Origin of the sequence: Rhizobium laguerreae, from assembly GCF_002008165.1 — a bacterium.
Classification (GTDB): Bacteria; Pseudomonadota; Alphaproteobacteria; order Rhizobiales; family Rhizobiaceae; genus Rhizobium; species Rhizobium laguerreae.
Genome location: NZ_MRDM01000017.1, coordinates 158,076 through 174,140, shown reverse-complemented (window position 1 = coordinate 174,140; position 16,065 = coordinate 158,076). Strand labels below are relative to the sequence as shown.

Genomic DNA, 16,065 nt, shown 5'->3' with positions numbered 1-16,065 from the left:
AGCGCGGTTTTTTTTGGCCGGGGAAGGCCACACGTCAGCAAAATCGAAAAACGGATCTATTCGGCGGCCAGCGCCCGCTCGCCGGCGAATTTCTCGACATAGTCCGCCATCTGCTGCATGAAGTCCGCGACGGCATCGGCCACCGCGGCGAAATCGCCGCGTTTCTCCAGCGTCAGCTCATCGACATAGATCGCCCGGTTCACCTCGATCTGCAGCGCGTGCAGGCCGCGCGAGGGCCGGCCGTAATGTTCGGTGATGAAGCCGCCGGCATAGGGCTTGTTGCGGATCGCCGCAAAACCCATCTCCTCGAGGATGGCGATGGCCGCGCGCGAAAGTTCGGCCGAAGCGCTGGTGCCGTAGCGATCGCCGATGATGAAATCGGGCCGCGCAGTGCTGCCGGCGACGCGCACATTGCCGGGCATCGAGTGGCAGTCAATCAGCACGCCGAAGCCGAACTGCACATGCGTTCGCGCGATCAGCCGGCGGAGCGCCGCATGATAGGGCTTGTAGACCGCTTCAACCCGGTCGAGCCCCTCCTGCACCGGCAGGCGCCGCGCATAGATCTCCATGTTCTCGGCGACGATGCGCGGAATGGTGCCGAGCCCGCCGGCGACCCTGAGCGAATTGACGTTGGCATAGGGCGGCAGCAACCCGTCGAACATCCGCGGATCGAGTTCGTAGGGTTCGCGATTGACGTCGAGATAGGCGCGCGGGAAGTTGGCCGCCAAAAGCGGCGCACCGAGTGCGACCGCCGAGCCGAAGAGCTCGTCGACATAGTGATCCTCGGAACGGCGGATGGCGATGCCCTCCAGCCTGGACTGAGCGATAAATTCCGGTGGATAAATACGGCCGCTATGGGGGGAGTTGTAGACGAAGGGAATGGTCTGCGACACGGGCTCATGGACCTCAAAAAGCTCGTATTCGCGTATTTCCGGCACTTTCGGCCCTCTTTACCATGTCATGAACTGACTGCTTCGCGTATGTTGCCAGTTGCCCGGCCGCAAGTCCATACTATGTAGAAGGGATGGCGGTCACGCACAGGCAATTCACCGGTTGTTTACCGGAGCGAGATTAGTGTAAACGGCTGGCAGCCCACCAAAAACCTATGGATCGCGGTCTGGATTGATGACTCAGAAGATACTTCTCGCCGAAGACGACAATGACATGCGCCGCTTCCTGGTGAAAGCGCTCGAAAAGGCCGGCTACAAGGTCCTTTCTTATGATAATGGCGCCAGCGCCTATGACCGGCTGCGCGAGGAGCCGTTTTCCCTGCTGCTGACCGATATCGTCATGCCCGAGATGGACGGCATCGAGCTGGCGCGCCGCGCCACCGAGCTCGACCCCGACCTGAAGGTGATGTTCATCACCGGTTTTGCCGCGGTGGCGCTGAACCCTGATTCGAAGGCGCCGAAGGATGCAAAGGTCCTTTCCAAGCCTTTCCACCTGCGCGACCTCGTCGACGAGGTCAACAAGATGCTTGCCGCGTAAGGCCTGCGGGCGGCGCGTCACAAAACTGAAAAAAGCCTATTGACGGCTCCGAAGGTTTTGTGATCTATGCGCCGCCATCGGATGGGCGTGTAGCTCAGCGGGAGAGCACTACGTTGACATCGTAGGGGTCACAGGTTCAATCCCTGTCACGCCCACCATCCTAATTCACTAAAAAGCAAACGGCCTTTCGAAAAATCGAGAGGCCGTTTGCTTTTTAGATTTTCCGATCTGCACCGTCCTCATAGTGCGTGCGGCAAGCCGTTCTGCTTATTGAAGAAGTACCCGAAATGCCGAGTTTCGGTGAAACAACATTTTGGATGCATCCCTGCGTCCCGCTTCCATCCCCAATGCAACTATATCCTTGCCGTAAAATTGCGTCGAGCGTCCGAAGCCCGTTCCGGGCAGCACCAAAGCTCCAGATCTGCTTGCCACATCGTCGTCGCTAACGGATTGCGGTCGGCTCGCGCGCATTGCAGCGACGGCGCGATCGCATATGAGAACATGCTCACGCGCTCGTCACTTGCATTAGCGTATTCAAGTTTCAGCCCCTCGTTGGTCAAGCATCCAGAGCTGCCGGTTTTGTGACGGATAGATGACGAGTTTATGACAAAAATCGTGTTATTTCAGCAACATAGAAGCCACGCCCTGCTGTCATGATCGACATCGTTATTGCGACGCAACATGCCGCTGTGTAACTACCGCGGCGAGGCAGGCACCGGGTCAAAAGGCGCCGCTTCGCTCACACGGGTTGAAGATACGTAGGGACTGCCGATGGCAACGGTCTTCATCCTTCTGCATCTGAACTGGAGGTTATTCCATGAACATTAAGAGCCTTCTTCTCGGCTCCGCTGCAGCACTTGCCGCAGTATCCGGCGCTCAGGCTGCCGACGCTATCGTTGCTGCCGAGCCGGAACCGGTTGAATACGTTCGCGTCTGCGACGCTTACGGCACCGGCTACTTCTACATCCCGGGCACCGAAACCTGCCTCAAGATCAACGGTTACGTCCGTTTCCAGGTTGACGTTGCTCCGAACGCCAGCTCGATCGGCGCCGGCGGCGGTGGTTCTGTCGCCAACGACTCGGACTGGGATGCCCGTACGCGCGGTCAGGTTCAGTTTACGGCCAAGAGCGACACAGAATATGGTCCGCTGACCGGCGTCATCGTCATGCAGTTCAATGCTGACAACGCTTCTGCCCAGAAGGCTCAGCTGGACTCTGCTTACATCGACATCGCAGGTTTCCGCGCTGGTCTGTTCTACTCCTGGTGGGACGATGGTCTCTCCGGCGAAACGGACGATATCGGTTCTCCGGTCACGCTGCACAACTCCATCCGTTATCAGTACGAAACCGACGCCTTCTACGCTGGCATCAGCGTTGACGAGCTGGAAGACAGCCCGTTCTACAATGGCGAAACCGCCAACAACGTCGGCGTTGCAGTCGGTCTCGGCGGCAAGGCTGGTGCATTCAGCTACCAGATCACTGCCGGTTACGACACCGACAACGAAGAAGGCGCCATCCGCGCTATGGGTACGGTTGCTGTCGGTCCGGGCACGCTCGGCCTCGCAGTTGTCTACGCAAGCAACCCGAACGCCTACTACAACAAGGCTGAATGGGCGGTCGCTGCTGAATACGCCATCAAGGCGACTGACAAGCTGAAGATCACCCCGGCTGTTCAGTACTACAACAACTACGGCATCACTGCTGGCGAGTTCAACGACGACGTTGACGCTTGGAAGGCCGGCGTGACGATCGACTACCAGATCGTCGACAACCTCTCCACGAAGATTTCGGTTCAGTACCTCGATCCGGACAATGCTAGCGACGTTACCTCGGGCTTCCTCCGCCTGCAGCGCGCGTTCTGATAAAGGGCTGCCGGCTAGAACAGGATGTTATCCGAAAACCGTTCACGCTTTTCTGCATCATGCTCTGGACCGGCAGCTACAAATTCCTGATCTGACTGACCTCCGATCGGGAAAGAATGGGCCTGGACTTCCCTGCCTGGGCCCATTCCCCTTGACCAGACGTGCGTCCAAGACGGCACCTCGACGAGTGCCTTGCCATTGTCGTGTCACATCGGTTCGTTGCCGATGTCCGGCAGTCTATGTCGTTGCCGGATCTTGTAACCAGCAAGCGCAACCAGCTTTTTTACTGATCTGCCGCCGATCGTCGAGCGAGCCCCGCGGCCGACAAAATTTTTTCACCTCAGCAATAACGGCGCGCCAAATTCGGACACAGAGCCATGCCATGGCGAACCGAGGGTGAGGTAATGATTCGCCTCGCCGCGACATGGGGTTTGAGATCGAAATGAAGTTATCCGCGCTTGCCGCTGCCGCCCTTTTTTCCGCCGTCCTCGCCTTGCCGGCCTCTGCCGCGCCCGCCGCACCCGCCGAGACCTTTCCTGGTGCGCCCGGCGTCATTACGCTTTCCGGCAAATGCGCCAAGCTGGTCGTCGCCAAGTTCGACGCCACCAAGGGCTGCAAGAACGAGCTTGCCAGTGTCACGCTGGCCAATGGCATGGTGACCTTCATCTTCACCTCGGATGGCAAGGCGCTGGGCTTCCAGGGCGACGGCAGCGGCATCAAGCCTGCCTCCAACGGCAATGCCCGCCTGCCGCTCAGCCTCGTCTCCACGGGTGTCGGCAACAAGATGACCGGAGAGGTCAAGGTTGCCGGCTTCTGCACCTTCGGCAATCCCTATGCCGGCAAGCCGATCGCGATCGAATGCACCGCCGAAAGCAAGGACTCCTCCTTCACCGGCAGCTTCCGCACTGGCGGCAAGCTGGTGAAGAAGGGTGAGTAGCCGCCCTCAGGCGCACCAGGCGCTGCCGGTGGCCCCTGGCTTGCGTGCCAGGCCCTCATTGATCAGCTGCGCGCCGAAAGAGCGCCCGTCGCGCGAGACGACGCGCGGCGCGCCGGAGGACTCGGCCTTACCCGCCGCATTCATGGTGAAAGGCCCGGCGTTCAGAAGCGCCAGCAGCCGCGACTTGGCGGCAAAGGCCACCCGGCGCTCGCCGTCACAGCGCGCCCGGTCGACCGCCGGGCTTGCCATGTCGGCAATCACGATCTTCTCGCCCTTGTACCAGAAGACGCCACCGTCGCCGACGCAATTGATATGGGCGCCCTGCCCGCAATAGCCGAAGGCGACTGTCCTGGCTTCCGAAACAGCAGCGGAGGCCGGCGACGGCACTGCCTTTATCGGCTGGATCATCGGCGTCGGGATCGCGGCCGGCGGCAGCGGCTGCGGCTGCGGCAGCAACTGCGGTACTGGGACTTTCGGAGCGGGTGCGGCAAGCGCCACCTGCTTCGGCGGCGCGTCCTTCTTGACGACAGGCCTCGGCTCCGCCGTGTCCCGTGTGATCGGCGTCGATTGCCTTGCAAGCATCGGCTGAATGCTCTTCCAATGGTCGTGGGCGACGATGCCGCCGATCGCGGCAATGCCGATCACCGCCCAGGACAGCAATCCGCCCCCGCTGCTGCGCGCTTTGCTCTTTCCTCTTGCCGGCGCCTTGCGGCGGCCTCGTGTCGCTGTCTTGGCCATCTGTCCGATTCCCGTGATGCCGGGATTATCGCTGCTCAATCCTTTCCGAAAGGTTGGCGGCGACAGGATGACGCCTGGTTCGCCGAACTTTCCTTCCAATGACCTGAACGCACCGGAGAGGCCAACGGCACTGCCGAAACGCAACAGGGAAAAGCTGAACAAATTCCGCGCCCAGACGTTAGCCAGCGAAAAATTCCATCTCTCTGGGGGAAAATTCCATGGATCTGATTATCGCCGACATAATACCGGCGTCGCGTATCCACTATCCCGTCATCTTCGCCCGCCTCTTCGGCGCCATCGTTTTCGGCGGGCTGATCGGTTTCGAACGTGAGGCCCGCGACCGCCCGGCGGGCTTCCGCACCCATATTCTGATCAGTCTTGCCGCTGCCCTCTTTGCCATCATCTCGATCGAGGCAGTGCACATGCCGGGTTTTACCGATGACGATCAGGTGCGCATCGATCCGCTGCGCGTCATAGAAGCCGTCACCGCCGGCGTCGCCTTCCTCGCCGCCGGCATGATCGTCTTTGCAAGAGGTCGGGTGCACGGGCTGACGACGGGCGCCGGCATGTGGCTCTCCGGCGCGATCGGCCTCGCCATGGGCTTCGGCTATTGGCCGATCGCCTTCTTCACCACGCTCGCTGCCATCTGCGTGCTCTTCGCCTTCGGCAAGCTCGAAAAATGGTTCGGCTATAATTCCGGACAGCGTGTCGATCGCGATGAACACAAATAGAAAAACAAAGCGCCCGGCATCACGCCGGGCGCTCGTGTCACGTGCGCTTCAGTTGGTCATTCGGCTGTTGGTCGTTCAGCGCGTGTGGCCGAAGGATCGCTTTTCCCAACCAATGCCGTGCCGCCGACGGAGAGCGGCTTTTGGCGTTTGCCAATATTGATGCGTTCGTCCGCCGCCTCACGTACGGCCTGCCATTCATTTTCGTGCCGGATGAAGATCTCGCGGGGCACAAAGTTGATCGTCATATGTTTCTCACCCTGTTTCAAATCTACCGTTCGCGCCGGAGGCTTCCGGAGTACCCGTTATTTCTTGGTCCCTGCATTGCCCTTGATGTCGGGGCCGCCCTTGGAAAGATCGGCGCCGGTAACATGGGCCGGCACGTGAATGTCGTGGTAGACGCCGGGCGTCAGCGTCAGGTCGACATGATGCGGCGGCAGCACCTGCGCCTTCTGCATGCGGTTCGGCTTCGCCCGCTTCATGCGGTCGGCCGCCTCCGTGCGTTTGTCGGGAAGATGGGTCGAAGTGTGCATCATCGGCCTCCTTTTTTAAGCTCAACCAGGGCCTAACGGGCGGGCGTCGGAATGGTTCCAATAAAAATCACCCAATCCCGGTGTGACGACCGGCCTTGACTGGCCCGCGAAGTTCATTACCTAGAGCCTATCCCGCGGCCTTCCAGACATCGGCTGACGGGGAACTTTGGTGCCGGGCCCCTCTGGCGAGAGTTTTTACGGCGCTCTCGTGATGTCGGTACCGCCTGCAGCTTAGCCGGCGGATTTTTCATCGATGAACAAGCTCACCATGCCTGACCCGCGTGCCCGTTGTGGCGTGCCGCGTTTTTCCAATATATCGACCCTCTTCAACACGATTTGCGGCCGCGAGGTGCGGCCATGAATCAACCCGTGACCCATAACTCCGCGCTCAGCTATTTCCGCTGGGCTTTCATCGTCACTGCCCTCGGCCTCGTTCTCGGCGCGGTGCTCGGCTGGCAGACGACCGGTACGATCGGCGGCATGGCAACCGTCTTCTTCATCTGCACGGTGCTTGCGGTGCTGGAGATCTCGCTCTCCTTCGATAATGCCATCGTCAACGCCAACAAGCTGAAGGAGATGACGCCGGTCTGGCAGCAGCGCTTCCTCACCTGGGGCATCATCATCGCCGTCTTCGGCATGCGCATCGTCTTTCCGCTGGCAATCGTCGCGATCGCGGCACAGATCGGCCCGTGGGATGCTCTGGTGCTTGCCGCACGCGAGCCGGCCGAATATGCCCGCATCATGAACGACGCGCATCTGCCGATCGCAGCCTTCGGCGGCACCTTCCTGATGATGGTCGGCCTTAACTACTTCTTTGACTACAAGAAGGAAATCCACTGGCTTCCCGGCCTGGAAAGGGTAATGGCGCGTTCGGCCGCCATCAAGGGTATCGAAATCGCCGTCGTGCTCGCGCTGATGCTGGTTTTCTCCTGGCTGATCGGCGGGGAGGAAGCCACCGTCTTCGTCAATTGCGCCATCTACGGCCTGCTCACCTTCCTCGCGGTCGAGGTGGTCGGCGGGCTGCTCGATGCCTCGCAAAAGACGATGAGTGCTGCCGCCAAGGGCGGTCTTGGCGCCTTCATCTATCTGGAGGTGCTGGATGCAAGCTTTTCCTTCGACGGCGTCATTGGCGCCTTCGCGCTGACGCAGAACCTCTTCGTCATCGCGATCGGCCTTGGCATCGGCGCCATGTACGTGCGCTCGATGACGATCATGCTGGTGGAGAAGGGAACGCTTGCCGAATACCGCTATCTCGAGCATGGCGCCTTCTACGCCATCCTGATTCTCTCGGTGATCATGTATGCGCAGACCCTGGTCCATATCCCCGAGGTTATCACCGGCCTCGGCGGCGCGGCCTTGATCGGCCTGTCCCTCTGGTCGTCCATCCGCCACAACAGGCGCGAAAAGGTGGAAGATCACGGCGCCCGGCAGGAGGAGCTTCACGCCTGACGATGCAGGAAGCCGCAGTGTGCGACGCCCTTGCAGCTAAAAATAAAGCCCGCGACCATCCGGTTGCGGGCTAATTCATTCATGCATGACTTGAAGGTGTTAGCGGGAGACCTGACCGAAGGAGGCCGGGTCGATACCGAGTGTGGTGAGGTCGTTGGCGCGCGGGCGGCGACCGGCTTCGACAGCAGCGCTGACGGCGTTTGCGGCACCAAGGACGGCGAATGCGCGGCCAAAGAAGCCGGTACGGACTGAATTGCGAAGTGCGGACATTGTCCTTTTCCTCTTGCTCTATGATTGACCACTCATAGATGGCATCGCGCACAGACCTCCACAATGCTCAGAAAATCACCTCAGCCGTGCAAAAACAGGAGGCCGGCGCATGTCTCCATGGCCGACCTCGAGGGAGGGGTGGGTGGTCTTTTTGTTCTTAGAGCGCCGTGCGTCCTTTCGGACGCACAAAGGACGCTCTAACACTTTGAAATCTGCGCATCGTGCTTTCCGAAAATCGGAACCGATTTTCGGGCCGATGCGCTAGTCTTCGTTTGCCGCCAGTTGCGAGAGCACCTGGCCCCTGCCGCGCAGCCGCAGGATCAGCGGGATGAGGAAGGCGGCCGCTGCAACGATGAGCAGGCCGGCCGCGATCGGCGACATCACCAGCGTCGTCACATCGCCCTGGCTGATTGCCAACGCCCGGCGCAGCTGCTGTTCGGCAAGCGGCCCGAGGATCAGGCCGACGACGGCAGGCGCGATCGGATAGCCGAAGAGCCGCATCACATAGCCGAGCAGGCCGAAGGCGAGCAGCATGCCGAGCTCGAACACCGACGGATTGGCGCCGATCGTCCCGAGCGTCGCAAACAGCAGGATGCCGGCATAGAGCCACGGCTTCGGAACGGTCAGCAGCCGCACCCAGAGCCCGATCATCGGCAGGTTCAGCACCAAGAGCATCGCATTGGCGATGAGCAGGCTGGCGATCAGCCCCCAGACGAGCTGCGGATTGGTGGCAAACAGCAGCGGCCCCGGCTGCAGCCCGTATTGCTGGAAGCCGGCAAGCATGATCGCCGCCGTCGCCGTCGTCGGCAGGCCGAGCGTCAGAAGCGGCACCAGTGTGCCGGCGGCCGATGCATTGTTCGCCGCTTCAGGGCCGGCGACACCTTCGATCGCACCATGGCCGAACTCTTCCGGGTTTTTCGCCAGCCGCTTTTCGGTGGCATAGGAGAGGAAGGTACCGATTTCGGCGCCGCCCGCCGGCATTGCGCCGATCGGGAAACCGATCAGCGTGCCGCGCAGCCACGGCTTCCACGAACGTGACCAGTCCTGCGCATTCATCCAGAGCGAACCCTTGACCGCCTCGACCTTCTCCGCGATCCGGTTGCCCTGCGCGGCTATATAAAGCGTCTCGCCGATCGCAAACATCGCCACGGCAAGCGTCGTTACCTCGACGCCGTCGAGCAGGTCGGGAATGCCGAAGGTAAGCCTGGCCTGCCCCGTCTGCTGGTCGATGCCGACCATGGCGAGCGCAAAGCCGATGAACAGCGAGGTCAGACCCCTCAATGCCGAATCGCCGAAGGCCGAGGAGACGGTGACAAAGGCAAGCACCATCAGCGCGAAATATTCGCGCGGACCGAAGACCAGCGCCAGCTTGACGATATAAGGCGCGATGAAGGCAAGCCCCAGTGTGGCGATCAGGCCGGCGACGAAGGAGCCGATCGCCGCTGTCGCTAGCGCCGGTCCGCCGCGCCCGGCGCGCGCCATCTTGTTGCCCTCGAGCGCGGTGACGATCGAAGCGCTTTCACCCGGCGTGTTGAGCAGGATCGAGGTCGTCGAACCGCCATACATGCCGCCGTAATAGATGCCGGCGAACATGATCAGCGAGCCGCCGGGATCGAGCTTGTAGGTGACGGGCAACAGCAGCGCCACGGTGAGTGCCGGGCCGATGCCGGGAAGCACGCCGACGGCGGTGCCGAGCGTCACGCCGACCAGCGCATAAACCAGGTTCATCGGCTGCATCGCAACGAGGATACCCTGCCATAGAAATTCGAATGTGCTCATCTTGGTGTCCCAAGCGGCATTCCCGGCCGTGCGTTTCGCAACCGGGCGCCGCGCAAAATCAAAAGAGCTGACAGCGCGTCCCGCGCGGTCAGAAGAACAGATGTTCCAGCGGCCCGGCCGGCAGCGTCAGCTGCAGCAGCTGCGAGAAGATCGCCCAAACTACGAAGCTGAGGACGATACCAAGCGGCAGCGAGATCCAGAGCTTGGGTTTGCCGAATCCGCGTGCCGTCAGCGCGAAGAGGATGCCTGTTGCGATCGAGAAGCCGGCGACGCGCAGGAGCAGCATCTGGCCGGCAAGACCGGCGACGATCCAGATGACGGGTGCGACTTCCTGCCGGTCACGCTCCGGAAAATCGCCGCGCCAGGCTTCGAAGGCGGTCCAGATCCCGAGACAGAAGAGGCCAAATGCCACCATTTGAGGCGCTGTCGCCGGACCGATGCGATCGTATTGCGCGATCGTTTTCAGATGCAAGGCATCCCAGGCCATCACGCCGGCGACGACGAAGAGGAAAACGGCAATGATGAACGCCGCCCAATCAGGGCGGCGTTCGGTTGCCGAGGAGGTGTTATCCTCGCTCATTGAACAAGTCCGATGTCTTTGAGAATGCTCTCAGTGGCCGAGATATCCTTTTCGAGTTGCGCCTTGAAGGCGTCGCCGGACAGATAGGTGTCGGCCCAGCCCTTGGTCTTCAGCGTTTCCTGCCAGGTGGCGGAGCCGTGCAGCTTCTCGAAATCCGCGGTGACGCTTGCCACCTGCTCTGCCGACAGGCCGGGGGCAGCGGCGACCATGCGCCAGTTCTGTATGGTGACGTCGGTGCCGGCTTCCTTCAGCGTCGGGGCATCGACGCCGTCGATACGCTTTTCGCTGGAGACGGCGAGAAGGCGGAGCGTGCCTGACTCCACCTGCGATTCGAACTCGCTATAGCTCGAGACGCCGGCCGTGACCTGGCCGCCGAGAATTGCGGCGAGCGCTTCACCGCCGCCGGAGAAGGCGACATAGTTGATCTTGGTCGGATCGACGCCGGAAGCCTTGGCGATCAGGCCGACGGTGATATGGTCGGTGCCGCCGGCCGAACCGCCACCCCAGGAAACCGAACCCGGATCCTTCTTCAGCGCCGCGACCAGATCAGCCATGGTTTTGATCTCGGATGCAGCGGGAACGACGACGGCCTCATATTCGCCGGTCAGGCGGGCGATCGGCGTAACGTCCTTGAGCGTCACCGGCGACTTGTTGGTGAGGATCGCGCCGACCATGACATAGCCGCCGACGATTAGCGAATTCGGGTTGCCGGCAGCCTGGCTGCTGAACTGCGCAAGCCCGATCGTGCCGCCGGCGCCTGGGACGTTCTGGACCTGCACGTTACCGGAGATCTTTTCCTGCTGCAGCGCGGTCTGCAGCGAACGGGCCGTCTGGTCCCAGCCGCCGCCGGGAGCGGCGGGCGCGATGATGGTGTAGTCGGCCGCATAGGCCGGCAGCGCGATGGTCGCTGCAAGAAGGGTTGCGATGAACGTATGCTTCACGATGTGTCCTCCGTCGGCGGCTGAGCAAACCGCCTGTTGTTCTCTGGGAATCGGGAGGAATGGGCCGGCCAGCGGACGCAAGCGTCCTGAATGACGAGCGGAATACCTCCCAAGGCTTCAGCTCTCCGCCTCCACGGAGAAGAAGTAGCCAAAGCGACCACAACAACCTGTCATTTAGCTGACATCGGCGGGATATCCAGAAGGAGACGACACTTTTTTGCCGTAATTGGCAGGTGCCGATCTAATTCCTGGTTCATCACTGCCGATGGCGAATGCATTACCCGCCGCCGAAGTACGGCTGCGAGCCTCATCCGACGAGAGCTACGGGCGGAGCGACCCAAAGCTCTGTAAAGAGGGCGAACCGGCTGAAAGCTGACGCCTTCACTGCGTCCGCAGAACCTCGTTCCAGTGCGCGATCAACCGCGCCCGTTTCACCTGGTCGAGATAGACCATCAGCCCGGGGCTGACCGGCACCGGCCGCAGTTGGGCGCCGAGCAGTTCCTGCAGCGTATTGGCGGTATTCTCCCCCGCGACCTCGGGGCTGACGGCCGGGATCTGCAGCTCGCGCGCCATGATTGTCTGCCCTTCCCTCGACATGAAAAAGGTAAGGTAACGCCGACCGAGCTCCGGCTCGGCGGCGGCCTGCGGCACCAGCCCGATCCGCGACATCACCACCGTATAATCCTTCGGCAGCACGATGCCGACTTCGGGATAGCGCGAGGCCCAGTCGGCCGCATAGGAGCCGAGAATATTGTAGCCGAGCACAAAGCGCCCGTCGGCAACGCGTTCGAGGATCGCCGAACTCGTCGAATAAAGCTTGACGCCGGCAGCCCCCATCGCCCCGATCACCGACCAGATGTCGCCGAACTGCTCCTGGTCGCGCGCCATGAAAAGAAAGCCGACGCCGGAACGCTCGATATCGTAGGTGCCGATCCGCCCGTAGACCTCGTTGCCCTTGCGCTTCAGATAGTCGACGAATTCAGCCCGCGAACTCGGCACCGGCTCATGCGCAAAGCTCGGTTTGTGATAGACGAACACCGCCGGCTCGAAGGTGAGCGCATAGGCGGTATTGCGCCAGTTTGCCCATTTCGGCCACGCAGCACTCATCGGCAGGTTGCTGACCTGTGCATACCCGTCGTTGGAAAGCTTCACCTGCAAGTCCATTGCCGACGAGAAGGCGAAATCCGCCGTCTTCTTGCCGGCATCCGTCTCCCTGACGATCCGGTCGTAGATGTCGCCGGTCAGCATATCCTCATATTTGACTGCGATATCGGGATTGGCGTCCTGGAAACCCCGGATCATCGGTTGCGCCAGCGGCTCGTCGAGCGAAGAATAAACCGTCAGCACCGGCGCATCGGCATTGCCCGACTTCGCCGGATAGAAGACCGGATCGGCGAGCGCAAAGCCCGGCCAGAACGCCAGCAGCAAGATGAAAACTCTCCTCATGCAGCAACAATGCCTGAGCGCGCCAGGAGGAGCAAGGGCTCCGGACTAGGCGCATGCCCACTCCATCAGGGCATTCTGCGCGTGCAACAGGAAAGCCTTGGCGGCGCGGCTCCGGCAGAGCGGATGTTCCATCGCCTCGGCCGCCACCTCCTGGCCGCGCGTAACCGGCGGGCACGGCAGGAAGATCGCATCCTCCCGCAAACGATCGAGCACATCGGTCCCGATCCGGTAACCGGCAAGCGCCTCCTCGGCAGCGTCACCCGGCCATGAATCGGTGATGACGACGTCGGCATCCGATAGTTCGCCCATATCGGTGCTCACACGGAAGCGTCCATTGAGCAGCGCGGTATCGCTGATGTGCCAGCGTTCGGGATAGACCTGCACCACCTCGATCGGCAACGCGATCGATGCTTCGGCCCAGGAGCGAAGGATATTTGCGTCCGCCGCCACGCCGACCACCTTCAACCCGTCGATGGAGCCACGCCGGCTGTCGATATAGGCAAGGTCGCCGAGCGTCTCGCAAGGGTGGTTGTAGCATGTGCGCGCATTGATGACAGGCACCGGCAAGGCTGCCGCCACCGCCTTCAATGTCGCAAATTCCTTCGTGCGGATCACCAGCATGTCGAACCAGTTGCCGAGATACCCGGAGAGATCGCCGGTTTCCTCCCTGGTATTGAAGCCGATCGGCACATGCGCGCAGATGCCGCCCATCGCCTGGATGCCGAGATCGAAGGCGGTTGTATTGCGCCATCCGCCGTCATCGACAATCAGGGCGACGCGTTTGCCCGCAAGGCTCTGCGGCATCGTGCGCTCATCCCAGGCTTTGGCAAGCTCACTGGCGCGACCGATGATCGACCGAAGCCCGGCCTCCGGAATATCTTGAAACTCCAGAAAATTCCGGGCCGAACCTGTCATTCAAATCCCCGTCGGGCATGAAACGTCGCCACAATACCCTTCGCTCGCCTCATGGCAATCGCTGAAGCAACCGCGAATCACATTGCATACCGCGTTGGATATTCTCGCGTTTCGTCTTCCAATCCATGCTCCTGGGTCCGGCTCAAGCCTTAAATTGATCAGCGATCGGCTTTATGATGTCGGTTCAGAAAGTGTCGGCCAAAGCAGAACATTCCATTTTTCTCCGATGTGAATTGTCTTTTCATCACAAAGGATTAGGGATTGGCTCCGTCCTTCACCCGTTTAGAGTATTGATGAAGATCGACGACGCTATATGGTCGCGCTGCCGCGTTAAAAACGTCGAGACCGCCCGAATTTATTATTCGGGGGACGACTCTACGCGACAAAAACTCTATGAAAAGCTAGACTAAACTGGAAAGATCCATGGGAGGGGTCATGGAACGACGACTGAGCGCTATTCTTGCTGCAGACGTCGTCGGCTACAGCCGACTGATGGGCATCGATGAATCCGGCACGTTGCAGGCGCTGAACCGCCATCGCTGCGAGCTGGTCGACATTCGTATTTCGGATTACAAGGGCCGGATCGTCAAACTCACCGGCGACGGTATCCTTGCCGAATTCCAGAGCGTGGTGAATGCGGTCGCCTGCGCCGCCGAAATCCAGCGCAGCATGGCGGCCCGCAACGAGAACGTGCCCAAGGACGAGCGCGTCGAATTTCGCATCGGCATCAATCTCGGCGACGTCGTGGTCGAGAACGGCGACATATTCGGAGATGGGGTCAATCTCGCCGCCAGGCTCGAGCGCATCGCAGCGCCGGGCGGCATCGCCGTGTCGGCCTCGGTGCGCGAGCAGGTCGGCTCGCGCCTCAATCTCGGCTTCGAATTCATTGGCGAACATATGCTGAAGAACATCCGGCAGCCCGTTCAGGTCTACACCGTCAGCTTAGCGCCGCCTTCCTCCGCCAGATTGGTCGCGCAGAACCGCAACACCTGCTTCATCGCGGTGCTGCCCTTCACCAATATGAGCGGCGATGCCGACCAGGATTATTTCTCCGACGGTATCACCGAAGACATCATCACCGATCTCTCCAAGATCTCCAGCCTGCACGTCGTGCCGCGCAATACGATCTTCACCTACAAGGGCATATCGGTAAAGGTGAAGCGCCTCGCCCAGGAGCTTGGCGTGCGCTACGTGCTCGAGGGAAGTGTGCGCATCGTCGGCAATCGCGTGCGCATTTCCGGCCAGCTGATCGACACCGCCAATGGCGACCATCTCTGGGCCGAGCGTTACGACCGCGACATGACCGACATCTTCGCCATCCAGGACGAGATCACCCATGCGATCGTCGGCCAGTTGAAGGTGCGTCTGTTGCCGGAGGAGAAGAAGGCGATCGCGACTGAGCCGACCGCTAATGTCGAGGCCTATACCTATTATCTCAGAGGCCGCCAGCTCTCTCACACCTGGACCAAATCCTATCTGGAGCTCGCAAGGCGCATGTTCTGCAAGGCGGTGGAGCTCGATCCGGATTATGCCCGCGCCTATGCCGGCATCGCCGATTGCGACGCGGCGATCCGCGATTGGGCGCCTGATGACGTGCCGCTGAGGCGCATCCTCGAGATGAGTGCTCGCGCTCTGGCGCTCGATCCTGACCTTCCCGAAGCCCACGCTTCCCATGGTCTCGCCCTGCATCAGAGCGGCTATGACGATAGGGCAGCGGCGGCCTTCGAACGTGCCCTGGCGCTCGACCCGAACCTCTTCGAGGCGAACTTCCACTATGCCCGGTTCTTCTTCATGCACGGCAACTTCGCCGAATCCGTGCAATATTTCACCCGCGCCGCCGCAATCCGCTCTGATGACTACGTCTCGCCGATCCATCTGATGTCCGCCTATCGCTCGCTCGGAAGGGTGCTGGATACGGAAAACTGGGCGCGCCTCGGTCTGTTGCGCGCCGAACGCGCCCTTAACCTCAATCCAGAAAATTCAGGCCCCGCCCATCGCGGCGCGCTGGCGCTTGCCCATCTCGGCGATGCGGCAAGGGCACGCGACTGGGCCGACCGCGCGATCGCCATCGATCCCGACGACATCGTCGCGCAGTATAATCTCGCCTGCGTCTACTCCGTCCTCGGCGACGTCGACCAGGCGATCGATCTGCTGGAGAAGCTGCTGCCGAACAGCTCCGTCTACCACATCAAATGGTTCGATAATGATTCCGATCTCGACAACATCCGCGACGATCCCCGCTTCCAGAAACTCCTCGCCGCCGCGATGACGCAGCGCGAGCGTATCGAAAGGACCGGGAGCTGAGGTCGAGCTTTTCCCGGCCGTTCACTGGCGCATCGGCCCGAAAATCGGAATCGATTTTCGGAAAGCACGATGCGTAGATTCAAAGTGTTACAGCGT

At 61.1% G+C, this 16,065-nt stretch carries 16 protein-coding genes and 1 tRNA gene; 7 read left to right on the top strand and 10 right to left on the bottom strand.

What is annotated here, in order from left to right:
* Positions 1–56 precede the first annotated feature (56 nt).
* Positions 57–938 carry an N-formylglutamate amidohydrolase gene (locus tag BS630_RS24815; protein ID WP_077979504.1) on the bottom strand — a complete coding sequence of 294 codons (882 nt, stop codon included), beginning with the start codon at positions 936–938 and terminating at the stop codon, positions 57–59.
* A 187-nt stretch (positions 939–1,125) separates the two neighbouring features.
* On the opposite strand from BS630_RS24815, the gene cpdR1 reads away from it, so the two are divergent.
* The 4 genes from cpdR1 to BS630_RS24795 all read left to right on the top strand — a co-directional run bounded on the left by cpdR1 (position 1,126) and on the right by BS630_RS24795 (position 4,286).
* Entirely contained in the window at positions 1,126–1,488 is a 363-nt protein-coding gene (gene cpdR1 / locus BS630_RS24810; protein ID WP_003542883.1) for a response regulator CpdR1, read from the top strand.
* An 83-nt stretch (positions 1,489–1,571) separates the two neighbouring features.
* Positions 1,572–1,646, top strand: a tRNA-Val gene (locus BS630_RS24805).
* 659 nt (positions 1,647–2,305) lie between these two features.
* Positions 2,306–3,349: a porin gene (locus BS630_RS24800; protein ID WP_077979503.1), complete on the top strand. Its 1,044-nt coding sequence runs from the start codon at positions 2,306–2,308 to the stop codon at positions 3,347–3,349.
* Positions 3,350–3,791: 442 nt separating this feature from the next.
* Positions 3,792–4,286 (top strand): hypothetical protein, encoded by a 495-nt coding sequence (locus BS630_RS24795; protein WP_244735600.1) that lies wholly within the window; start codon positions 3,792–3,794, stop codon positions 4,284–4,286.
* A gap of 6 nt (positions 4,287–4,292) precedes the next feature.
* Here the strand turns inward: BS630_RS24795 and BS630_RS24790 are convergent, their stop codons facing one another.
* Positions 4,293–5,024: a hypothetical protein gene (locus BS630_RS24790; protein WP_077979657.1), complete on the bottom strand. Its 732-nt coding sequence runs from the start codon at positions 5,022–5,024 to the stop codon at positions 4,293–4,295.
* Positions 5,025–5,242: 218 nt separating this feature from the next.
* Here BS630_RS24790 and BS630_RS24785 point away from each other — a divergent pair, with 218 nt between their 5' ends.
* Complete coding sequence (locus BS630_RS24785; protein ID WP_017962091.1) at positions 5,243–5,755, top strand: MgtC/SapB family protein; 513 nt, start codon at positions 5,243–5,245, stop codon at positions 5,753–5,755.
* 56 nt (positions 5,756–5,811) lie between these two features.
* Here BS630_RS24785 and BS630_RS24780 read toward each other — a convergent pair whose 3' ends face one another.
* Both BS630_RS24780 and BS630_RS24775 read right to left on the bottom strand, forming a co-directional pair.
* Positions 5,812–6,000, bottom strand: coding sequence for a hypothetical protein (locus tag BS630_RS24780; RefSeq protein ID WP_027667764.1), 189 nt, complete (start codon positions 5,998–6,000; stop codon positions 5,812–5,814).
* Between the two features lie 57 nt (positions 6,001–6,057).
* Entirely contained in the window at positions 6,058–6,288 is a 231-nt protein-coding gene (locus BS630_RS24775; RefSeq protein WP_077979501.1) for a hypothetical protein, read from the bottom strand.
* Between the two features lie 354 nt (positions 6,289–6,642).
* Here BS630_RS24775 and BS630_RS24770 point away from each other — a divergent pair, with 354 nt between their 5' ends.
* A complete protein-coding gene (locus BS630_RS24770; RefSeq protein ID WP_077979500.1) occupies positions 6,643–7,734 on the top strand; it encodes a DUF475 domain-containing protein in 1,092 nt (363 codons plus the stop codon).
* A gap of 99 nt (positions 7,735–7,833) precedes the next feature.
* Here BS630_RS24770 and BS630_RS37455 read toward each other — a convergent pair whose 3' ends face one another.
* The 6 genes from BS630_RS37455 to BS630_RS24745 all read right to left on the bottom strand — a co-directional run bounded on the left by BS630_RS37455 (position 7,834) and on the right by BS630_RS24745 (position 13,665).
* Complete coding sequence (locus BS630_RS37455; protein ID WP_003542890.1) at positions 7,834–8,004, bottom strand: hypothetical protein; 171 nt, start codon at positions 8,002–8,004, stop codon at positions 7,834–7,836.
* Between the two features lie 261 nt (positions 8,005–8,265).
* Entirely contained in the window at positions 8,266–9,783 is a 1,518-nt protein-coding gene (locus BS630_RS24765) for a tripartite tricarboxylate transporter permease (protein ID WP_027667767.1), read from the bottom strand.
* Between the two features lie 88 nt (positions 9,784–9,871).
* Positions 9,872–10,363 carry a tripartite tricarboxylate transporter TctB family protein gene (locus tag BS630_RS24760; RefSeq protein WP_077979499.1) on the bottom strand — a complete coding sequence of 164 codons (492 nt, stop codon included), beginning with the start codon at positions 10,361–10,363 and terminating at the stop codon, positions 9,872–9,874.
* Positions 10,360–11,304: a Bug family tripartite tricarboxylate transporter substrate binding protein gene (locus BS630_RS24755; protein ID WP_077979498.1), complete on the bottom strand. Its 945-nt coding sequence runs from the start codon at positions 11,302–11,304 to the stop codon at positions 10,360–10,362. Before BS630_RS24755 ends, BS630_RS24760 begins: the two co-directional genes overlap by 4 nt.
* 381 nt (positions 11,305–11,685) lie before the next feature.
* A complete protein-coding gene (locus BS630_RS24750; RefSeq protein WP_077979497.1) occupies positions 11,686–12,732 on the bottom strand; it encodes an ABC transporter substrate-binding protein in 1,047 nt (348 codons plus the stop codon).
* A 63-nt stretch (positions 12,733–12,795) separates the two neighbouring features.
* Entirely contained in the window at positions 12,796–13,665 is an 870-nt protein-coding gene (locus BS630_RS24745; protein WP_077979496.1) for an ornithine carbamoyltransferase, read from the bottom strand.
* Positions 13,666–14,100: 435 nt separating this feature from the next.
* Here BS630_RS24745 and BS630_RS24740 point away from each other — a divergent pair, with 435 nt between their 5' ends.
* Complete coding sequence (locus BS630_RS24740; RefSeq protein WP_077979656.1) at positions 14,101–15,969, top strand: adenylate/guanylate cyclase domain-containing protein; 1,869 nt, start codon at positions 14,101–14,103, stop codon at positions 15,967–15,969.
* The last annotated feature ends 96 nt before the right edge of the window (positions 15,970–16,065 follow it).